Annotated in this window: 19 protein-coding genes; 13 read left to right on the top strand and 6 right to left on the bottom strand. The window is 72.2% G+C overall.

What is annotated here, in order from left to right; genetic code table 11:
* Nucleotides 1-133 precede the first annotated feature (133 nt).
* The 3 genes from ACFQ53_RS02265 (at nt 134) to fbaA (ending at nt 2,727) form a co-directional block, all read left to right on the top strand.
* Nucleotides 134-835, top strand: a complete 702-nt coding sequence (locus ACFQ53_RS02265) for a DedA family protein (RefSeq protein ID WP_377854756.1) — start codon at nt 134-136, stop codon at nt 833-835.
* Nucleotides 828-1,526 (top strand): TrmH family RNA methyltransferase, encoded by a 699-nt coding sequence (locus ACFQ53_RS02260; RefSeq protein WP_377854753.1) that lies wholly within the window; start codon nt 828-830, stop codon nt 1,524-1,526. The genes ACFQ53_RS02265 and ACFQ53_RS02260 overlap by 8 nt, the downstream gene beginning before the upstream one ends.
* 172 nt (nt 1,527-1,698) lie before the next feature.
* On the top strand, nt 1,699-2,727 hold the full coding sequence (gene fbaA, locus ACFQ53_RS02255; protein WP_377854748.1) for a class II fructose-bisphosphate aldolase: 1,029 nt from the start codon (nt 1,699-1,701) through the stop codon (nt 2,725-2,727).
* A 130-nt stretch (nt 2,728-2,857) separates the two neighbouring features.
* Here fbaA and ACFQ53_RS02250 read toward each other — a convergent pair whose 3' ends face one another.
* The 6 genes from ACFQ53_RS02250 to ACFQ53_RS02225 all read right to left on the bottom strand — a co-directional run bounded on the left by ACFQ53_RS02250 (nt 2,858) and on the right by ACFQ53_RS02225 (nt 8,352).
* The gene (locus ACFQ53_RS02250) at nt 2,858-3,184 is read right to left on the bottom strand and encodes a DUF2516 family protein (protein ID WP_377854745.1); all 327 of its coding nucleotides are present in this window, start codon (nt 3,182-3,184) and stop codon (nt 2,858-2,860) included.
* 89 nt (nt 3,185-3,273) lie between these two features.
* Nucleotides 3,274-4,596, bottom strand: a complete 1,323-nt coding sequence (locus tag ACFQ53_RS02245; RefSeq protein ID WP_377854742.1) for an aromatic acid exporter family protein — start codon at nt 4,594-4,596, stop codon at nt 3,274-3,276.
* Complete coding sequence (locus ACFQ53_RS02240; RefSeq protein WP_377854739.1) at nt 4,593-5,081, bottom strand: hypothetical protein; 489 nt, start codon at nt 5,079-5,081, stop codon at nt 4,593-4,595. Before ACFQ53_RS02240 ends, ACFQ53_RS02245 begins: the two co-directional genes overlap by 4 nt.
* 406 nt (nt 5,082-5,487) lie before the next feature.
* Nucleotides 5,488-6,720 carry a YgfZ/GcvT domain-containing protein gene (locus ACFQ53_RS02235; RefSeq protein ID WP_377854736.1) on the bottom strand — a complete coding sequence of 411 codons (1,233 nt, stop codon included), beginning with the start codon at nt 6,718-6,720 and terminating at the stop codon, nt 5,488-5,490.
* Between the two features lies 1 nt (nt 6,721).
* A complete protein-coding gene (locus ACFQ53_RS02230) occupies nt 6,722-7,363 on the bottom strand; it encodes an FABP family protein (protein WP_377854733.1) in 642 nt (213 codons plus the stop codon).
* A 239-nt stretch (nt 7,364-7,602) separates the two neighbouring features.
* Nucleotides 7,603-8,352, bottom strand: coding sequence for a hypothetical protein (locus ACFQ53_RS02225; RefSeq protein ID WP_377854730.1), 750 nt, complete (start codon nt 8,350-8,352; stop codon nt 7,603-7,605).
* Nucleotides 8,353-8,596: 244 nt separating this feature from the next.
* On the opposite strand from ACFQ53_RS02225, the gene mshD reads away from it, so the two are divergent.
* The 10 genes from mshD (at nt 8,597) to ACFQ53_RS02175 (ending at nt 18,597) form a co-directional block, all read left to right on the top strand.
* The gene (mshD, locus tag ACFQ53_RS02220) at nt 8,597-9,640 is read left to right on the top strand and encodes a mycothiol synthase (RefSeq protein ID WP_377854727.1); all 1,044 of its coding nucleotides are present in this window, start codon (nt 8,597-8,599) and stop codon (nt 9,638-9,640) included.
* Entirely contained in the window at nt 9,637-10,587 is a 951-nt protein-coding gene (locus ACFQ53_RS02215; protein WP_227488043.1) for an NUDIX hydrolase, read from the top strand. Before mshD ends, ACFQ53_RS02215 begins: the two co-directional genes overlap by 4 nt.
* A 137-nt stretch (nt 10,588-10,724) precedes the next feature.
* Nucleotides 10,725-11,411, top strand: coding sequence for a DUF4190 domain-containing protein (locus ACFQ53_RS02210; RefSeq protein WP_377854723.1), 687 nt, complete (start codon nt 10,725-10,727; stop codon nt 11,409-11,411).
* Nucleotides 11,412-11,702: 291 nt separating this feature from the next.
* The gene (gene pstS / locus ACFQ53_RS02205) at nt 11,703-12,818 is read left to right on the top strand and encodes a phosphate ABC transporter substrate-binding protein PstS (protein ID WP_377854720.1); all 1,116 of its coding nucleotides are present in this window, start codon (nt 11,703-11,705) and stop codon (nt 12,816-12,818) included.
* Between the two features lie 124 nt (nt 12,819-12,942).
* Nucleotides 12,943-13,947, top strand: a complete 1,005-nt coding sequence (gene pstC / locus ACFQ53_RS02200; RefSeq protein ID WP_377854717.1) for a phosphate ABC transporter permease subunit PstC — start codon at nt 12,943-12,945, stop codon at nt 13,945-13,947.
* A gap of 19 nt (nt 13,948-13,966) precedes the next feature.
* Complete coding sequence (pstA, locus tag ACFQ53_RS02195; RefSeq protein ID WP_377854714.1) at nt 13,967-15,133, top strand: phosphate ABC transporter permease PstA; 1,167 nt, start codon at nt 13,967-13,969, stop codon at nt 15,131-15,133.
* A gap of 35 nt (nt 15,134-15,168) precedes the next feature.
* Nucleotides 15,169-15,948: a phosphate ABC transporter ATP-binding protein PstB gene (gene pstB, locus ACFQ53_RS02190; protein WP_249481027.1), complete on the top strand. Its 780-nt coding sequence runs from the start codon at nt 15,169-15,171 to the stop codon at nt 15,946-15,948.
* A 92-nt stretch (nt 15,949-16,040) separates the two neighbouring features.
* A complete protein-coding gene (locus ACFQ53_RS02185; protein WP_377854710.1) occupies nt 16,041-16,817 on the top strand; it encodes an ABC transporter ATP-binding protein in 777 nt (258 codons plus the stop codon).
* Entirely contained in the window at nt 16,814-18,172 is a 1,359-nt protein-coding gene (locus ACFQ53_RS02180; RefSeq protein WP_377854707.1) for a permease, read from the top strand. The genes ACFQ53_RS02185 and ACFQ53_RS02180 overlap by 4 nt, the downstream gene beginning before the upstream one ends.
* A gap of 98 nt (nt 18,173-18,270) precedes the next feature.
* Nucleotides 18,271-18,597 carry a rhodanese-like domain-containing protein gene (locus tag ACFQ53_RS02175; protein WP_377854705.1) on the top strand — a complete coding sequence of 109 codons (327 nt, stop codon included), beginning with the start codon at nt 18,271-18,273 and terminating at the stop codon, nt 18,595-18,597.
* The last annotated feature ends 133 nt before the right edge of the window (nt 18,598-18,730 follow it).

Raw genomic sequence — 18,730 nt, 5'->3', positions numbered from 1 at the left:
GGCACACAGTAGAAGGTCAGGTCCGTGCCAGGAAGCTGATCGGCGCGACCTCTACGATGGAGCTGCCCGTCCACGAGCGAGAGGCCCCCATGACCTGCGCCCCCGCATCCGTCCCGCGAGCCGGGGCGTCCCGATGAACGTCGTCGACTGGGCCGTGGACACGATGGACGCCCTGGGCGGCCTCGGCGTCGCCCTCCTCATCTTCCTCGAGAACGTGTTCCCGCCGATCCCCTCCGAGGTGATCCTGCCGCTCGCGGGCGTGGCCGCCGCGAAGGAGGGCCACTCCTTCCTCGAGATGCTGCTGTTCTCGCTGGCCGGGTCGGTCGCCGGTGCCTGGGTCCTCTACGGACTGGGTCGGGCGCTCGGCCCCGCGCGGCTGCGCTCCCTGTTCCTGCGGCTGCCGCTGCTGCACGTCGAGGACTTCGACCGGACGGTCGACTGGATGCGCCGGCACGGCACCAAGGGCGTGTTCTTCGGACGCATGGTCCCCGGGATCAGGTCGCTCGTCTCCATCCCCGCGGGCCTGTTCGCGATGCCGTTCTGGCGCTTCACCCTGCTCACCCTCGCGGGCAGCGCGATCTGGAACGCCCTGTTCATCACCCTGGGCTTCACGCTCGGCGTGAACTGGCACGTCATCGAGCCGTTCACCGAGGTCATCTCGAACATCGTGTACGCGGTGATCGCGCTGCTCCTCGTGATCTGGGTGGTGCGGCTCGTGCGGCGCGAGCGGCGCCGCCGCGCCCAGGGCCTGCCGGACCCGGACCTCCGGGTCCGCGCGCAGGAGCACGACGACGACGGGATGGACCGGGACGACAGGACGACGAGCCATGACTGACCCGGGCGAGCCCACTGACCCCGTCGAGCCCATCGGCCCCGTCGAGCACTCCGGCCCCGAGCGGGAGATCGGCGTCGGCCCGCACCCCGAGCCATGGCCCGAGGATCCACGACTGGACCCCGATCTGCTCGCGGTCGGGGACCGCCGCAACGTCGTGGACCGCTACCGCTACTGGCGGCGCGAGGCGATCATCGCCGACCTCGACGCCCACCGCACCGAGCTGCACGTCGCGATCGAGAACCTCGAGCACGACGCGAACATCGGCTCGATCGTGCGCACCGCGAACGCCTTCGCCGTGGGCGCCTTCCACATCGTCGGCCGCCGACGCTGGAACCGCCGCGGCGCCATGGTCACCGACCGCTACCAGCACGAGATCCACCACCCCGACGCCGCGGACCTCGCCGCCTGGGCGCACGAGCGGGGCAGACCGCTGATCGCGATCGACATCCTCCCCGGCGCGAGGCCCCTCGAGCACGCCCGGCTGCCCGAGCGCGCGGTCCTCGTCTTCGGCCAGGAGGGACCGGGGATCAGCCCGGAGCTGCTGGCGGTCTGCGACGACGTCCTCGAGATCACCCAGCTCGGCTCGACCCGCTCGCTCAACGTCGCGGCGGCGGCAGCGATCGCCATGCACACCTGGATGCGCCAGCACGCGCTCGGCGGAGAGGGGAGCGGGAGTGCGGGCGCGATGTGATCGCGCCCCGACGCCCCCGGTCGGGACCCCGCACGGCAGCGCCGGCGGGCCCGTGTCCATGGGCGCGGACCGGAGGTTCCCTTCGGACGCGGGCGTGAGAGAATCAACAGCACTGCGCGCCTTCGCGGCGCGCGTTCCGATGCCGTTACTCGCACTCGCGTGAGGAGCACACATGCCCATCGCATCCCCTGACAAGTACGCCGAGATGATCGACCGCGCCAAGAAGGGCGCGTTCGCCTACCCCGCCGTGAACGTCTCGAGCTCGCAGACGGCCATCGCCGCCCTGCAGGGCTTCACCGAGGCGAACACCGACGGCATCATCCAGGTGTCCTTCGGCGGTGCGGAGTACCTGTCCGGCTCGACGGTCAAGGACCGCGTCGCCGGTTCGATCGCACTCGCGCAGTTCGTCCACGCCGTCGCGGACAACTACCCGATCAACGTCGCGCTCCACACCGACCACTGCGCCAAGGAGGTCCTGCCCACCTGGGTCGAGCCCCTCATCGAGTGGGACCTCGAGAACCGCGTGAAGAAGGGCCTCGACCCGCTGTTCCAGTCGCACATGTGGGACGGCTCCGCGGTCCCGGTCGACGAGAACCTCGAGATCGCCGAGCGTCTGCTCGCGAAGTCCGCCGAGGCCAAGAAGATCCTCGAGATCGAGGTCGGCGTGGTCGGCGGCGAGGAGGACGGCGTCCAGGCGGACGTCTCCAACGACAAGCTCTTCTCCACCCCGGAGGACGGCCTGAAGACCGCCAAGAAGCTGGGCCTGGGCGAGAACGGCCGCTACCTCACCGCGCTCACCTTCGGCAACGTGCACGGTGTCTACAAGCCGGGCAACGTCAAGCTGCGCCCCTCCGTCCTCAAGGACATCCAGGACGCGGTGGGCAAGGAGTACGGCCAGGACAAGCCGTTCGACCTGGTCATGCACGGCGGCTCCGGCTCCTCGCTCGAGGAGATCCAGGAGGCGGTGGACAACGGCGTCATCAAGATGAACATCGACACCGACACCCAGTACGCCTTCACGCGCCCGGCCGCCGGCCACATGTTCGACAACTACGAGGGCGTCCTCAAGGTCGACGGCGACGTCGGCAACAAGAAGGCCTACGACCCCCGCGCCTGGGGCAAGAAGGCCGAGGCCGGCATGGCCGCCCGCATCGTCGAGGCCTCGCAGAACCTGCGCAGCGCGGGCTCCCACGAGGCCTGATCCGATCGGTCGGGCCGACGGGCCCGACGTCAGCCAGGACGGGGCATCCACCTTCGCGGTGGGTGCCCCGTTCCGCGTCTCCGGGCACGCGGCGGGCGCCGGAGTCGCGGTCCGGGCCGAGGGCCGGGGGTCAGTACCTGTTGTTGCGCGAGCGCTCCATGACCGAGCGCAGGGCCGGCAGGACGTCGGCCAGGAAGACGCCGGAGATCACGATCCCGATCACCATCAGCAGCATCGAGGAGCCGCCGCGGCCCACCGGGTAGGGGAGGGAGAGGAAGCCGAGCAGCAGGGCGAGGCCCGTGAGCAGGCCCCAGAACAGCTTCGTGCGCTTGCCCGCCGCGGTGTAGGCGTCGGGGCGGAAGCGCAGAGCGTTGACCAGCGCCCAGATCTCGACGGCGAAGAGCACCACCGCGATCACGGCGAAGATCCAGTACTGGGCGACTGCGAGCCAGAGCATGCGGCCAGGATAACGGCACAGCTCGGGCGCGGGATGGGAGGCGCCCCGGGGCAGCGGGGCGCGGGCCGCGGGGCCGGCGTGCCGAGCGTCTATCCCCGCCGGCGGTCGGGGTCGGAGCGGTCGGTGATCAGCAGCTCGAGCGCCTCGGTGGTGGCGGGCGGCTCGACGGCCGACATCTCGCGGGTGAGGGGACGCGGCCCGATGGTGTCGCCGTCGGCCGCGATGAGCAGGCTGGGCAGGAAGCGCTGCGCGTCCCTGTGGTCCAGACCGGTGGCCTCGAGCAGGTCGATCGCGAGCGAGCGCAGCTGGATCACGAGCGCGACGCCCTCGAAGTGGTCGACCCGGCCCAGGCGCGTGCCGTCGTCGCTGCGCAGCATCGTCTCGGGCGTGAGGTAGGAGCAGAAGATGCGCAGCGCCCGGCGCGCATCGGTGAAGTCGCCGTCCGAGTCGACGGCCTCGCGCAGGGCGACGGCGGCGTCATGGGCGGCGAGCAGGGCGTCGGCCAGACGCGCGTGGGAGCTGCGGCCCTTGACCGACTCGAGGAAGGCGACCTCGTGCCGGGCGATCACCCGTACGTTGCGCACGGCGCGATCGGAGCCGATGAGCAGATGCTGCAGGCGCCCTACGTCATTCGCGCGGCGCAGGTGGGTGGGGGAGAAGGTGGCGATCTCCTCGGCCGCGTTGTTCGCGATGCGCCACTCGTCCACGAGCTCCTGGGAGGTGGTGCGGATCTGCGAGAGGGCGGCGCTCGCGATTTTCACGTCGCCCGTGCGGGCGGCGAGGGACATCTGCGTGAGCGCGTCCTCCAGGGCGCGGTACAGCGAGTGCGCGGCCGACTGCTGCCCTCGACGGGGATCGCCCGAGGTCAGCAGGTGGACGAGGATGCCCACGACCACGCCCGTGAGGGCGTCGAGGATGCGGCCGCCCGGACTCATCGACGGGGTGAGCGGCATGACCGTGACCAGCAGCGACTGGATCGACATCTGCATCGTGAAGACGATCCCGGAGTCGATGAGCCGCGCGAGCAGCCCGGCCGTGACCACGACGACCGCGATCTGCCACGTGCCCGAGCCGATCGTCGCGCGCGCGAGCTCGCCGAGCAGCACGCCGCACATCACACCCGTGGACATCTCGAGGACCTTGCGGACCTTCTTCTCCGTGCTGGAGACCCCGATGATCACGAAGGCGGCGATGGCCGCGAAGAAGGGGAACTGGTGACCCCACACGAAGTGGGCGAAGAGGTAGGCGACCGCGGTCGCGACGCCCGCACGGCCGATGCTGCCCAGGCCCTTGCGATCGCGTTCGAGGCCCTCGCCGATGCGGCTGGAGATCGCCGCGCGCACGCGGTCGCTGAGCGGCGGCTTGGGGGTGTCGATGCCCGTGGTGGTGGCCTTCGGCTCGGTCCCGCTCATGCGACCACCGGGTCCTTCACTCGCGTCTCGAGCAGCTCCCTGAGGTCGAAGGTCTCGCCGTCGCGCCCGCCGCGGCCCACGACCAGTGGGGCGTCGACGGGTTCGATCTCCGCGCCGCGCAGTCTCGTGAGCAGTCCGCCGTCGGCCCGCAGGATGAAATAGCGGGCCTCGGTGTCGATGCCGATCGTGCGGTCGTGCTTGAGGTACCAGCCGTGCAGCGGTGTGCGGATGGTCCCGGAGCCCTTGTAGGGGAGCGCCCGCAGCGGACGCGGGGCGATGCCCGCGGTCTCGAAGCGCTCGACGTACTCCCGCAGGATCGCGGTGGCCTTCTCGTGCTCGGTCCGACGGGCATGCTCGAGCGCCTGCTCCTGCGCGGCGATCACCTCTGCGCGCTGCTGCGACCAGGACAGCGACTCGCTCGGGGGTCCTCCCGGGTCCTCGCCCTGGGACACATCGTGCCGCTCACCCTGCGCGCTCATGCCCATGGCCCCATTGTGTCAGGCCCCGCGGCGCACGGCGCGCGGTCCGGGCAGGTGCGGGCGGGAACACGGCGGTGGCCCAGCACCCTGGGCCCGCGGCACCTCGGGGCCACGGAACTCCGGCGCCGCGCGCGGTATCCAGGGGATGCGGTACCCAGGAGCTGCGCAGGCCGGGGCCGTAACACTCAGGGGTCGCGCGGGCTGGGGGTCGCGCGGCCCGGTGGTGTCGCGGACGGGCGAATACGGGACCTCTCTGCCATATATGGCAGAGAGGTCCCGTACACGCCGTTCCATGACACGAAGCGGTCTCCGGAGGTGGGTGGATCGGGACGACCACCCGGATCTCAATCTCGGCCGCTCCGTGACTCGCCGGACGCGGGCGGGCGGGCGGGCGACGGCGGGCCCCGGCGCCTCAGAGTCGCGCGGTGCGGGGCCTCTCGCCGTGCTCGCGGGTGATCACGATGGGCTCCTGCGTCGCATCGAGCCAGGTGATCTCGACGTCCTCGGGCACCGTCTCGGAACCTTCGGACGCGTCGGCCCTGTCGGCCCCGTCGCCGTCTCCCCACGGGCCCGCGCTGATCCGGGATCCGATGACGAGCGGCGCATCGAGCGGGGCGGCGCGCTTGAGGACGGCCAGGGCGATCGGGCCGAGGTCCGCGTGGGTGGCGGTGGAGGTCACGGTCCCCACGAGCTTGCCCTCGCTCCCGCCCAGGCGCACGGGATCGCCGTGCCGGGGCATGACGTTCTGCGAGCCGTCGACCAGGAGCATCGTGAGCCGGCGCGGGGGCTGGCCCAGGTTCAGCACCTTGGCGACGGTCTCCTGGCCGCGGTAGCAGCCCTTGGCCGTGTGGACGGCGGTGCGCAGCAGGTCGAGCTCGTGGGGGATGCTGCGCTCGTCGACCTCGGTGACCTGGCGCGCGCGGTGGGAGGCGATGCGCAGGGCCTCGGCCGCCTCCCTGCCGGCGAGGTGCTCGACGCGCCAGGGGAGCGTTGCGAGGGCGTCGGCGTCGAAGGCGGTGAGCACCCAGTCGGTGCCGTCCTCGGGGTCGGGCCCGTAGGCGACGTGGCCGGGGGCGACCGCGGGGTGCGGGTCGGTCCACACGAAGGCGGGCTCGGGGAGGTCGAGGCCCGTCGCCCCGAGCGCCGCGGCGCCGAGGATGTTCCCGGCGGGCGCGAGGCCGCCCAGCAGGCGCAGATCGTCCCGGTCGGTGATCTCGACGCGCGCGGCGAAGCGCATCATCTCGAGGTAGCGGCGCAGACCTGCTCGGGCGCCGGGATCGGTGACCAGCAGGATCGTCTCCTCGCCGGTGACGGCGGCGGAGGCCAGGTGCTCGACGCGCCCCTGCGGGCTCAGCACCGCGAGGGAGCGCGAGGCGCCCACGGGGGCGTCGGTGAGCGCCTGCGAGGTGACCGTGGTGAGCCAGCTGCGGGCGTCGGCCCCGTGCAGCTCGAGGATCTCGTGGCCGCCGAGGTCGACGACGGCGCGGCGCGCGAGCAGACGGCGCTGCTCCCGCAGCGGGGCCCCGTAGTGGGCGGGCATGCCGCGGTCAGGACCGTCCTCGGCGAGCACGGCCCCGGATCCCGCCAGCAGGGGCGGGTGGATCGGCTGCGGCGGGGGAGCGGGCTGCTCGGTCATGTCGGCCATGTCAGCCACGGTCGAGCTCGACGGAGAGGTAGGGGGAGAGCTCGTGGGGTGCGGCGGGATCGGTCGCGCGCTCCCACAGCCACATGAGGCGGCCGCCGACGAGCCCGAACATGCGGGTCGCGGCGATCGAGCCGTCCGCCGCGCGGGCCGTGGGGGAGGTGCGCAGGCCCAGCTGGATGCGCGGTCCGCGCACCTCGCCGGCCCAGATCTCCTCGCCGTCCTCGCGGACGATCACGAGCTCGACGCCGTACGAGACGACGCCCGCGGGGTCGCCGGGCTTGGCGGCGCGGGCGGCCTCGATGTCCTGGCCGGGCAGAGGATCGCCGACGCGCCAGAAGCCCTTCTCGCGCACCAGCAGGCTGCGCTCGCCCGTGCCGGGATCCTGCTCGGGGGCCTTCTCCGGGTCGACGAACGCGCTCGTGGGCGGCAGCGGGGCAGGGGCGTCGACGAGGTCGGTCGACATCACCCAGGCCAGGGTGCCGTCCTCGTTCGCGGAGGTCACGAGCTTCTGCTCGATGCGGCGACCGATCAGCTCGCCGTCCTCGTCGGGGAGCTGGGCGGCGCCGTCACCGTTCCAGGAGCCGACGAGCCAGGCCAGCGGGAAGAGGCTCTCGGGGAGCGAGGGATCCAGGACGATCGGCATCGGATCAGCGGCCGAACAGGCGGGTGACCACGAGGACGGCGAATCCGGCGGTGCCGAGCCCGACGACGCCGACGAGAGCGGTGAACACGAGGGACAGAACTGACATGCCCTCACTGTACCGGCCGGGCCCCTCGAGCGGGCCGACGGGACGGCCGCGCCCCGGGCGGGTCCGTGCATGCCGGCGGGCATGAGGGCGGCCGTGGCGGCGGGCGACGTCCGGGGAGCCCGCGGTGCGCCTCTCAGCCCAGCAGGCGCTGGGTGAGCAGTGCCACGACGCCGATCGTGGCGACGGGCCCGGCGGCGACGGCGAGGGAGGGCAGGGGCTCGCGCGCGGCCAGCACCGAACCCAGCAGCAGGTGCACCCCGCTCGCGCCGATCGCGAGCACCGCGCCCACGAGCAGCGCGATCGGCCAGGCGATCGCGGACATCTCGTGCATCATCAGCGCAGTGGTGCCCGCGCCCAGCACGATCGCGAGGATCAGCCGGGGAGTGCGCGGCAGGCCGAGCGCCGTCACCAGCAGCGTCACGGCGAGACCCGCGCCGGAGGCGGCGAGCAGGCCCACCTCGGCCGGTGTCGCGGCGTCGGCCTGGGCGACCACCCAGGTCGCGGAGATCCCGGTGAGCATCACACCGCCCACGGTGCCGGTCAGGGAGGCGGAGAGCTCCTCGCGGCCGCGGCGCAGCATCTGGTGGACGAAGGCGCCGAAGATGCCGAGCGCGCAGGCGACCACGACGCTCCACAGCGGCTCCCCGGTCTCCGCGGTGCGCACGCTGAGCAGGGCGGCGAGCATGCCCGTGGCGACGATCACGATGCGCGAGCCGAGCGCGCTGGGCAGCTCGAGCAGGTCCGGCCAGCCGATGCCCACGAGCAGGGCGAGCACGCACAGCAGCGCCGCCATCAGCGGGACCGAGGCGCCGCCGGTGAGCGTCACCAGGCTCAGCAGGACCGCCAGGACGGCTCCCAGAGGGGCCCGTTCCGATGCGGTCATCCGCCCACCTCGCACTCGTCTCGCTGTCGTCGTCCGCGTAAGTCCTGCCCTGGTGCGGACCCGTGGTCCGAGGCCGGCTCGTCGCCGGTCGTCCGCGGGTCCGCGCGCCCTCCGGGACATCCGGTGCGACGCCCGTTCCCGCGCCGCGGGAGGGCGTCCCGGGACCGCTCGGGGGAACGCTACAGTGGCAGTCTACGAGCCGCCGACGGCGGAGCCCTGCCACGGACCATAAGGACACCCCCGCATGATCGTCACGGACGAGCTGCGCCCTGCGCAGCGCCCGGCGGTCGACCTCCTCCTCGAGCGGACCCGCGCCCACGACGGCGTCGCCGCACTGGACGAGGCCGCGCTGTTCGCCCTGCACGCCGAGCGTGCCGACGGGACGCTGCACCTGCTGCTCTCCGACCCCTCGTCGGACTCACCCGACTCACCGGGCTCACCCGACTCAGCGGGCCCATCGGACCCGTCGGCGCTGCCGCGCGTCCTCGCCTACGCCTCCGTGCTGCCGGACGGCACCGCCCAGGGCGCCGTCGAACCCGGGGCCCGGCGCCGCGGCCTGGGCTCGCAGCTGCTGGACGCGGTCCTCGAGCGTCGCCCGGACTCCGGGATCTGGGCACACGGGGCGCTCGACGCCTCGGTCGCCTTCCTGCGCGAGCGCGGTCTCGAGCCCGTGCGCGAGCTGCTCACGATGCGCCGCGTGCTGGAACAGGGGGCCGACGCCGCCGCGGAGATCCCGGCGCGCGAGCCCCGGGACGCGGCGATCGAGCTGGACGCCTTCGACCCGGCGCGCGACGCCGACGCCTGGGTGCGTGTGAACGCGCGCGCCTTCGCCGACCATCCCGAGCAGGGCCGCCTGACCCGTGCGGACCTCGACGAGCGCATGGCCCAGCCCTGGTTCCGGGCCGAGGACCTCCACGTGGCCCGCCGCGGCGACGAGCTGCTGGGCTTCGTGTGGGTCAAGCGCGAGGAGCCCGAGGACCCCCGGAGCGCGCCCGACGCCGAGATCTACGCCGTCGGCACCGACCCCGAGGCCGCCGGCCAGGGCGTGGCCGGAGCCCTGCTCAGCCGCGCCCTGCGCGCTCTCGCCGCCGACGGCGTCGGCGCCGCGACCCTCTACGTCGAAGGGGACAACACTCCTGCGCTCGGCCTCTACGAGCACCTGGGCTTCGACGTCTCCGGCCGTGATCTCCAGTTCCGCCGCGCCCGCGAGGTCGGCCCGTCGGGCCCGGCCGAGGCGTCGGACCCCGCGGCCCCGAGCTCCGCGCCGTCGGACGCGACGAACGCATGAGCACGATGGCGGTCCCCGGCGCCCAGCCCGCCGTGCTCGCGGCGGGCGCGCTGATCTGGCGCGAGAAGCACGGCACGGTGCAGGTGCTGCTCGTGCACCGCCCCCGCTACGACGACTGGTCGATCCCCAAGGGGAAGCTCGAGGCGAAGGAGACGTTCCCCGCCGCGGCCGTCCGCGAGGTGGGGGAGGAGACCGGGTACCGCGTGCGGCTGCACCGTCCGCTGCCCGCCTCCGTCTATCTGCTGCCCGACGGCCGCTCGAAGATCGTCCAGTACTGGACCGCGGCCGTGCGCTCGCGCATCGGACCCGGCCCGAAGAATCCCAAGGAGATCGACGAGACCCGCTGGGTGCAGATCTCCGAGGCCGAGCAGCTGCTCACCCGGCAGACCGACCGCGTGACCCTCACCGCGCTCTCCGAGCAGCTCGCCGAGGACACCGCGCGCACCCGGCCGATCATCATCCAGCGCCATGCCGCGGCCGTCTCCCGCTCGAAGTGGCGCGACGGCGAGAAGAGCCGACCCCTGAACTCGAAGGGGAAGAAGCAGGCCAAGGCCCTGCCGCCGATGATCGATGCCTTCGCGCCGGACTCCGTGGTCTCCAGCCCCTGGAAGCGCTGCCGGGCGACGGTCCAGCCGTACGCGCGGCTCTCCGGTCTGGACATCGCCACCAAGGAATCGCTCACCGAGGCCGGGCACGCCTCCGAGCCCTCGCGCACCGCCGCGGTCGTCGAGCGCGTGCTGCGCGAGGCGCGGCCGACGATCCTGTGCACCCACCGGCCCGTGCTCCCCACCGTCATCGCCACCGTGCGCGAGTTCGCGAGCCGCGAGGCCGCCCTCGAGCTGCCGCGCTCGGACCCGTATCTCTCGGCCGGCGAGGCGCTCATCGTGCACGCCGTCCCCGGAGGGCGCATCGTCGCCGTCGAGCGCCATCAGCCGCGCATCGAATGACCCGACGGCCGATGAGGCCGGGGGCGATGCTCAGGACGGCCCGCCCGGCGGATTCCCGCGAGGCGGACTCCCGACCGGCAGAATGACGCACGTGGGGCGGCGAGCCCCGACGAGACCATGCAGGAGAACACGATCCGATGAGTGACAACAGCGGCTACGGCGGCTTCAGCGCCCCCGGACCCCAGGACCTTCAGGGCTCCGCACCGTCGCCCTACAGCGCGGGCGAGTCCACCGGTGCCGGCGATTCCTACGACTCGAGCGACCCGTACGGCGCGCGTTCCCCCTATGGCTCGGCCAACTCCTACGGCTCGGCCAACTCGTACGGTTCGGGCGACTCGTACGGCTCCCACGATCCCTACGGATCGGGCAGCGGATACGGCCCGACGGATCCCTACGCCACCGGCTCCTCGGCCCCTTCGGGAGGGCCCTTCGGGTCGCCGGAGCAGGCGCCCCGGCCCGACGGGGCGCCGAGTCACCAGCCGTCCTACCAGCCCGCCTCCCAGCCGTCGTACCAGGCCTCGACGGCCTACCCCGGCGGGATGCACGGCGCCGGGTACGCGCCTCGGCCGACGTCGGGGATGGCGATCGCCGGCTTCGTCCTGGGCCTCGTGGGCCTCGTGGTGGCCTGCGGCGCCCTCTCGCCGCTCGGCGTCATCTTCTCCGTCATCGGCATGCAGGCGACGGGGGAGAACAGCACCCACGGCGGGCGCGGCTTCGCGATCGCGGGTCTGATCATCTCGATCGTCGGCACCCTCCTCCTGCTCCTCGTCGTCGGCGGGTTCGTGCTCGGCTCCCTGGCGGAGTCCACGTCCGGGACCTACTGACCCGGTCCCGGACCTGCCGACCCGATCCGCGGCCTCCTGAGCCGCTGCCGCGGCCCGAGCTGTGACCGGACCGTGACCTCGGTGTGATGCACCTGTATATGCACTCTGACCGGCACTTCCGATGACCCTGCGCGGGCGTGCGCCGCCCGTTCATCTGACGTTCACACGGCGGCGGGCGAGCGGACACCTCGGCTCCCTAGCGTCGCGCATGTCGCCCCCGCCGGGTATCCCGCCCGGTCACCCTGAGGCGCGCTCCTCGTACTCGTGGGCCCTGCCCCGGAAGGAATCGCAGTGATCGTTCGCAAGACCACGCTCGCCCCTCTCGCCGCGCTCGGACTCACCGCCGCGCTCGCCCTGTCCGCCTGTGGCGGCTCCGACGGCGGCACCCCCGCTTCGGACGGGGGCGGCGCGGCCGCATCCGGCAGCGTCTCCGGCAAGCTCGCCGGCGCCGGCGCCTCCTCGGCCGAGTCGGCCGAGAGCGCCTGGACCCAGAGCTTCCAGGCCGTGAACCCCGATGCTCAGGTGACCTACGACTCCGTCGGCTCCGGAGCGGGCCGCGAGCAGTTCCTGAACTCCGGCGTCCAGTTCGCCGGCACGGACGCCGCCCTCACGAAGGACGAGATCAAGCAGTCGGCCGACGCCTGCCAGGGCGGCAAGGCCTTCGACGTGCCGATCTACATCTCGCCGATCGCCGTCGTCTTCAACCTCAAGGGCGTCGACGACCTGCAGCTCTCCCCGGAGACCATCGCCGGGATCTTCGCCGGCGACATCACCACCTGGGACGACGACGCGATCAAGAAGGACAACCCGGACGTCGACCTGCCGTCGACCAAGATCACCCCGGTGCACCGCTCGGACTCCTCCGGCACCACCGAGAACTTCACCCAGTACCTCGAGAAGACCGCGCCCAAGGCGTGGAAGCACGGCGAGGTCGAGGACTGGCCCGTCAAGGGCGGCCAGTCCGGCGACGGCACCTCCGGCCTGATCTCCGTGGTCGAGGGCGGCGACGGCACCATCGGCTACGCCGACGCCTCGAAGGCCGGGAACCTCGGCATCGCCAAGATCAAGGTGGGCGACGAGTACGTCGAGTACTCGCCCGAGGCCGCCGCCAAGGCCGTCGAGGACTCCCCGCGCGAGAAGGACCGCGAGGACGGAGACATCGTCGTCCAGCTGGACCGCACCCTGGACGATCCCTCGACCTACCCGCTGGTCCTCGTCTCCTACATGGCCCTGTGCGACACCTACAAGGACCAGGAGACCGCGGACCTCGTGAAGTCCTACGCTTCCTACGTGGTCTCCTCGGACGGCCAGAAGGCCGCGGGCGAGGTCGCCGGCAACGCGCCGCTGTCCGACACGCTCTCCAAGGACGCCACCGCCTCGATCGAGAAGATCAAGGCGAAGGGCTGAGTCCCGACCGATCGATGAGCGCACGGCCGACGGGCGCTCGGGTGCGCCGCACGGGGAACGACTCCCGCGTGCGGCGCACCCGGCCGTCGGCCCCCTCACCGGCCCGCCCACAGGAAGGCGCCCCATGAGCACCCCCGCCGCCGCAGACCCCGCGTCCACGGCACCGGAGCAGGACCCCGCGCAGAGCCCCGAGCCCGGCGGATCCAAGGCCGTGGCCGGCCGCCGCTCCAAGCGCCGACCCGGCGACGTGATCTTCACCGGCCTGAGCGTCGGCTCCGGTCTGCTCATCTTCGTCACGCTCGCGCTGGTCGCGATCTTCCTGACGGTCCGCTCGATCCCCGCGATCCGCGACAGCAAAGAGCTGGGCGGCGGGCCCGACGCGATCTCGCTGTGGTCCTTCGCCGCGCCGCTCGTGTTCGGCACGGTCTTCGCCGCGCTGCTCGCACTCATCATGGCCGTGCCCGTCTCCATCGGGATCGCCCTGTTCATCTCCCACTTCGCGCCGCGTCGACTGGCCACCCCGCTGGGCTTCATGATCGACCTGCTGGCCGCCGTGCCCTCGGTCGTGTTCGGCCTCTGGGGCGGCGTGTGGCTGGTGCCGAAGATGCAGCCGCTCTACGAGCTGCTCAACAAGTACCTGGGCTGGTTCCCGCTGTTCGGCGGCGAGCCGAGCACCCCGATGCGCAACCTCGCGACCGCCTCGATCGTGCTCGCCGTGATGATCCTGCCGATCATCACCGCCGTCTCCCGCGAGGTCTTCCTGCAGACCCCGCGGCTGCAGGAGGAGGCGGCCCTCGCGCTCGGCGCGACCCGCTGGGAGACGATCCGCGCCGTCGTGCTGCCCTTCGGCCGCTCGGGCGTCGTCTCCGCCTCGATGCTGGGCCTCGGACGCGCGCTCGGCGAGACCATGGCCGTGCTCATGGTGCTCTCCCCGGGATCCACGTTCTCCCTGCACATCCTCGAGGTCGGCAAGCACAACACGATCGCCGCGAACATCGCCTCGCAGAGCGCCGAGGCCACGCCCGACGTCATGGCCCGGTTGATCTTCACCGGCCTGGTCCTGTTCATCATCACCTTCGTCATCAACGCCCTCGCCCGCGCGATCGTCGCGCGCTCGGCGAAGGCGTGAGGGGCCGGGAGGGAACACCATGAGCGCCACCCCCGCACGCACCGCATCCTCCGGGCTGATCACCGGCTCGGGAGCATCCGAGCGCCGCCTGCCCTGGTACCACCTGCTGCTCACCGCGGCGATCGCGATCGTGCTCGCCGCGATCGTGCTGGTGCTGTTCAACAGCTTCTCGATCGGCGGGCTCGTGGTGCTCGGCTACGTCCTGCACCTGATAATCGGGTACGGCTACTCGCGGATCCGCGAGGGCCGGCGCTGGGCGAACGACCGCTTCGCGACCCTGCTCGTCTTCGGCGCCTTCGCCGTCGCCATGATCCCGCTGGTCTCCCTGCTGTGGGAGGTCCTGCACCGCGGCCTCGGCAAGCTCATCAGCCCGTACCCCGGGTACTTCTGGAGCGCCGACATGGCGGGCGTCGTCGGCGGCATGGTCTCCGGCGGCATCGCCCACGCGATCGTCGGCACCCTGCTGATCACGCTCGGCGCGAGCATCATCTCGGTCCCCATCGGCCTGCTCACCGCGATCTTCCTGGTCGAGTACGCCCGCTACGGCGCCCTCCGGGTCCTGGGACGCGGCATCACCTTCCTGGTCGACGTGATGACGGGCATCCCCTCGATCGTCGCGGGCCTGTTCGGCCTGGCCCTGTTCATCACCATCACGAACGACCCCGGCATCCGCATCGGCCTGATGGGCTCGGTCGCGCTCAGCGTGCTCATGATCCCGACCGTGGTGCGCTCGAGCGAGGAGATGCTGCGCCTGGTGCCCCTCGAACTGCGCGAGGCCGCCTACGGACTCGGCGTACCCAAGTGGCTCACGATCATGAAGGTCGTGCTGCGCACCTCGATCGCGGGCCTCACCACGGGCGTCACCCTCGCCATCGCCCGCGTGATCGGCGAGACCGCGCCCCTGCTGCTGACCGTCGGCGCGCTGCCCATGATGAACGGCAACCTGTTCAGCGGACGCATGCAGACCCTGCCGACCTTCATCAACAGCCAGTACCGTTCGGGCAACGCCGTCTGCAACTCGGACGCCATCACCAACCCGATCACGCACATGCAGTACGCGTGCTCGACGACGATCAACTACGACCGCGCCTGGGCGGCCGCCCTCACACTCATCCTCATGGTGATGATCCTGAACATCGTCGCCCGCCTCGTCAGCCGCCTCTTCGCCCCCAAGCTCGGCCGCTGAGCCGGCGGCGCAGCCCCGCACCGAAAGGACACCCCATGGCCCAGGCCATCAACGTGGAGGACCTCAACATCTACTACGGCGACTTCCTCGCCGTGGAGGACGTGACCGTCACCCTCCAGCCCCGCTCGGTCACGGCCCTCATCGGCCCGTCGGGCTGCGGGAAGTCGACGTTCCTGCGCACGCTGAACCGGATGCACGAGGTCATCCCCGGCGCCTACGCGAAGGGCCGCGTCGAGATCGAGGGCTCGGACATCTACGGCCCGGGCGTCGATCCCGTGAACGTCCGCCGCCGCGTGGGCATGGTCTTCCAGAAGCCCAACCCGTTCCCCACCATGTCCATCAAGGACAACGTGCTGGCCGGGGTCAAGCTCAACAACAAGCGCATCTCCCGCTCCGCGTCCGAGGAGCTCGTGGAGACCTCGCTGAAGGGCGCGAACCTCTGGGAGGAGGTCAAGGACCGCCTCGACAAGCCGGGCCTGGGTCTCTCCGGCGGGCAGCAGCAGCGTCTGTGCATCGCCCGCGCGATCGCCGTGAAGCCCGAGGTGATCCTCATGGACGAGCCCTGCTCGGCGCTCGACCCGATCTCCACGCTCGCGATCGAGGACCTCATCCACGAGATGAAGCAGGACTTCACGATCGTCATCGTCACGCACAACATGCAGCAGGCCTCGCGCGTCTCCGACCGCACCGGCTTCTTCAACATCGCGGGGACCGGCAAGCCCGGGCACCTCATCGAGATCGACGAGACCGAGAAGATGTTCACCAACCCCTCCAACACGCAGACGGAGGACTACATCTCCGGTCGCTTCGGCTGAGCGCCGGAGTCAGACCACGGTCCGACATCGGCCCCGGGAATCCGTTCCCGGGGCCGATGCGCGTCCGGGGGCGCGCGGCGGAGGGTGGAGCCATGACCTCGACACCTCTGCCCTCACAGCCCGCACCCCAGTCCTCGCCCCAGCCCGCCGTCCCGGGCCCCTCCGGGCCCGCCCCGGTGCTCCAGGCCCGCGCCCTGCGCCACTCCTACGGGGAGAAGGCCGGTGCGACCCTCGCGCTGGACGGCGTGGACCTCGACATCCGCGCCGGGGAGTCGGTCGCGGTGATGGGCCCCTCCGGCTGCGGCAAGACGACCCTCCTGCACGTGCTCGCCGGCATCCTGCCGCCCACCTCCGGGAGCGTCGTCCACGCCGGCTCCTCACTGGACTCCCTCTCCGACGCCGCGCGCACCCGCCTGCGCCGCACGAGCTTCGGATTCGTCTTCCAGGACGGCCAGCTCCTTCCCGAGCTGACCGCCCTGGAGAACGTGGTGCTGCCGCGCATGCTCGGCGGCGCCTCCCGGCGCGCCGCGAGCGCCGAGGCGTCGGCCTGGCTCGATCGCCTGGGCCTCGCGGGCATGCACGAGCGGCGGCCGGGTCAGCTCTCCGGCGGCCAGGCCCAGCGCGTGGCGATCGCCCGCGCCCTCGCCGGCCGGCCGTCGGTGGTCTTCGCCGACGAGCCCACCGGCGCACTCGACCAGACCACCGGCCACAGCGTGCTCCAGGTGCTCGCCGAGGCCTGCCAGGACGCGGGCGCGGCGCTCGTGATGGTCACCCACGACCCCTCGGTCGCCGCGACCTGCGAGCGGACCATCGCCATGCGCGACGGCCGCATCGCCCAGCAGTTCCACCGCGAGGGAGGCGCGCGATGAGCCTCCTGCACACCGCCCCGCTCGTCCTGCGGCGCCGCGGCGGGATCGCCACCGCCCTCCCCATCATCGGCTTCACGGCCTCCACCGGCATTCTCGCGACCGTCCTCGGCGGGCTCGGCGCCTTCGCCTCCCGCGCCGCCGCCTCGCCCGTCGGCGACGGCCCGCCCACGGCCGAGGCCTCCAACGCCTCCTTCCTCATGACCTGCGCGATCGTCGCGACCGTCCTTCTCGTGCCCAGCGCCATGGGGCTGGGAAGCGCCGCCGCGAAGCTCAGCCTGTCCCGCCGCGAGCGGGACCTCGCCGCGGTGCGCCTGGTGGGCGGCACCACCGCCCAAGTCGGCGCGCTCGCCGTGGCCGACGTCCTCGCCCAGGCCCTCGTCGGCTCCCTGCTCGGCCTGCTCGCGCACCTCGCCGTCACCCCGGCGCTCACGGCCCTCGACTTCGGGATGACGCCCTTCACCTTCGGCGAGCTGCTGATGCCGCTCTGGGCATATCCGGTCCTGGTGATCGCGGCGACGCTGCTCGCGGGCATCTCCGCCGGGATCGGGCTCGCGGGCGTCGCGATCTCACCGCTCGGGGTCGCCCGGGACTCGCGGATCGTGCGCATGTCCGTCGTGCGACTGATCGTCTGGGCGGCGCTGATCGTGCTGTTCATCGCCGCCTTCCAGATCCTGCCGCAGGTCGTGGGCGGGATCCCGAACGGGATCGGCGTGCTGATCGCCGTGCTCGCGATCCTCATGGCGCTCGTGCTCGGCAGCGTGAACATCGTCGGCCCGTTCGTGGTGTGGGTGGTCGCGCGGATCATCGCCGCCATCGCGCCCGGACCCGCCCTGCTGGTGGGAGCGCGCCGCCTCGCGGCCGACCCCCGCGCCGGATGGCGTGCCGTCTCCGGCATCACCTTCGGCCTCGTCATCGCGGGATTCCTGACTCTGACCAGCATGTTCGGGAACATGGACGAGACTCCCGCCGAGCGGGCGCTCAGCACCGCGCTGCACACCGGCGGACTGCTCACCCTGGGCATCGCCGCCGTGCTCGCCGCCGTCTCGACCGGGGTCACGCAGACCGCCCGGGTGCTCGACCAGGCGCGCGTCTACCGCTCGCAGCACGTGGCGGGCGCGACCGTGAGCGCCCTCCAGCGCGCACGCATCGCCGAGATCGCGATCCCCCTCGCACTCGCCGCGATCGTCGCGGGCATGAGTGCCGCGGGGCTCCTCGCCCCCGTGATGAGCGGCGGCTTCGCCGTGGGCGCGGTCGTGCAGTACATCGGCTCCGCGCTCGGCGCGCTCGGCCTGGTCGCCCTCAGCGTCGTGGTCAGCGCGCCCCTCGTGGGACGGGTCGCCCGGTCCGACGCGTGAGCGGGACGCGTCGACCGATCCGACGCGCGAGCGGCACGGTCGGACCGGGGCGACGCGCGAGCAGCACGGGCCGGCCGTCGGCTCGTAGGCTGGGGGCCATGGACATCGAATCCGTGGCCCCCACCGAGATCCCCGAGGGCGCGCACCTCATCGACGTGCGCGAGGACGACGAATGGAAGGCCGGCCACGCCCCGCGCGCGCAGCACGTGCCGGCGAGCTCTTTCATGGAGCACCTGGGCGAGCTGCCCGAGGACGACGACACGCTCTTCATCGTGTGCCGCTCCGGCGGTCGCAGCTTCCAGGTCACCCAGTGGCTGAACCAGAACGGCTTCGAGGCGGTCAACGTCGCCGGAGGCATGGACATCTGGTTCGAGTCCTCGCTGCCGATGGTCAGCGAGACCGACGCCGAGCCCTACGTGCTCTGAGACGCCTCCGAACCCGACCCGCCGCTCGCGCTCGTGCTGCCGCACAACGCCCGCGAGAGGTGAGTTGATGCGGCATCACCCTCGCGAGAGGTGAGTTGATGTCGTCATTCGTGCGCTTAGGGGACCACAACTC

The organism is Brachybacterium sp. NPDC056505 (assembly GCF_042794925.1).
In the GTDB taxonomy this organism is placed as follows: domain Bacteria; phylum Actinomycetota; class Actinomycetes; order Actinomycetales; family Dermabacteraceae; genus Brachybacterium; species Brachybacterium kimchii.
Note: the sequence above shows the minus strand (reverse complement) of the source record. Positions and strands in the feature narration are given on the sequence as shown.

Coding starts and splice junctions, on each gene's coding strand:
- ACFQ53_RS02265 (WP_377854756.1), top strand. CDS start 134: ATGAACGTCGTCGACTGGGCCGTGGACACGATGGACGCCCTGGGCGGC.
- ACFQ53_RS02260 (WP_377854753.1), top strand. CDS start 828: ATGACTGACCCGGGCGAGCCCACTGACCCCGTCGAGCCCATCGGCCCC.
- fbaA (WP_377854748.1), top strand. CDS start 1,699: ATGCCCATCGCATCCCCTGACAAGTACGCCGAGATGATCGACCGCGCC.
- ACFQ53_RS02250 (WP_377854745.1), bottom strand. CDS start 3,184: ATGCTCTGGCTCGCAGTCGCCCAGTACTGGATCTTCGCCGTGATCGCG.
- ACFQ53_RS02245 (WP_377854742.1), bottom strand. CDS start 4,596: ATGAGCGGGACCGAGCCGAAGGCCACCACCACGGGCATCGACACCCCC.
- ACFQ53_RS02240 (WP_377854739.1), bottom strand. CDS start 5,081: ATGGGCATGAGCGCGCAGGGTGAGCGGCACGATGTGTCCCAGGGCGAG.
- ACFQ53_RS02235 (WP_377854736.1), bottom strand. CDS start 6,720: ATGGCCGACATGACCGAGCAGCCCGCTCCCCCGCCGCAGCCGATCCAC.
- ACFQ53_RS02230 (WP_377854733.1), bottom strand. CDS start 7,363: ATGCCGATCGTCCTGGATCCCTCGCTCCCCGAGAGCCTCTTCCCGCTG.
- ACFQ53_RS02225 (WP_377854730.1), bottom strand. CDS start 8,352: ATGACCGCATCGGAACGGGCCCCTCTGGGAGCCGTCCTGGCGGTCCTG.
- mshD (WP_377854727.1), top strand. CDS start 8,597: ATGATCGTCACGGACGAGCTGCGCCCTGCGCAGCGCCCGGCGGTCGAC.
- ACFQ53_RS02215 (WP_227488043.1), top strand. CDS start 9,637: ATGAGCACGATGGCGGTCCCCGGCGCCCAGCCCGCCGTGCTCGCGGCG.
- ACFQ53_RS02210 (WP_377854723.1), top strand. CDS start 10,725: ATGAGTGACAACAGCGGCTACGGCGGCTTCAGCGCCCCCGGACCCCAG.
- pstC (WP_377854717.1), top strand. CDS start 12,943: ATGAGCACCCCCGCCGCCGCAGACCCCGCGTCCACGGCACCGGAGCAG.
- pstA (WP_377854714.1), top strand. CDS start 13,967: ATGAGCGCCACCCCCGCACGCACCGCATCCTCCGGGCTGATCACCGGC.
- pstB (WP_249481027.1), top strand. CDS start 15,169: ATGGCCCAGGCCATCAACGTGGAGGACCTCAACATCTACTACGGCGAC.
- ACFQ53_RS02185 (WP_377854710.1), top strand. CDS start 16,041: ATGACCTCGACACCTCTGCCCTCACAGCCCGCACCCCAGTCCTCGCCC.
- ACFQ53_RS02180 (WP_377854707.1), top strand. CDS start 16,814: ATGAGCCTCCTGCACACCGCCCCGCTCGTCCTGCGGCGCCGCGGCGGG.
- ACFQ53_RS02175 (WP_377854705.1), top strand. CDS start 18,271: ATGGACATCGAATCCGTGGCCCCCACCGAGATCCCCGAGGGCGCGCAC.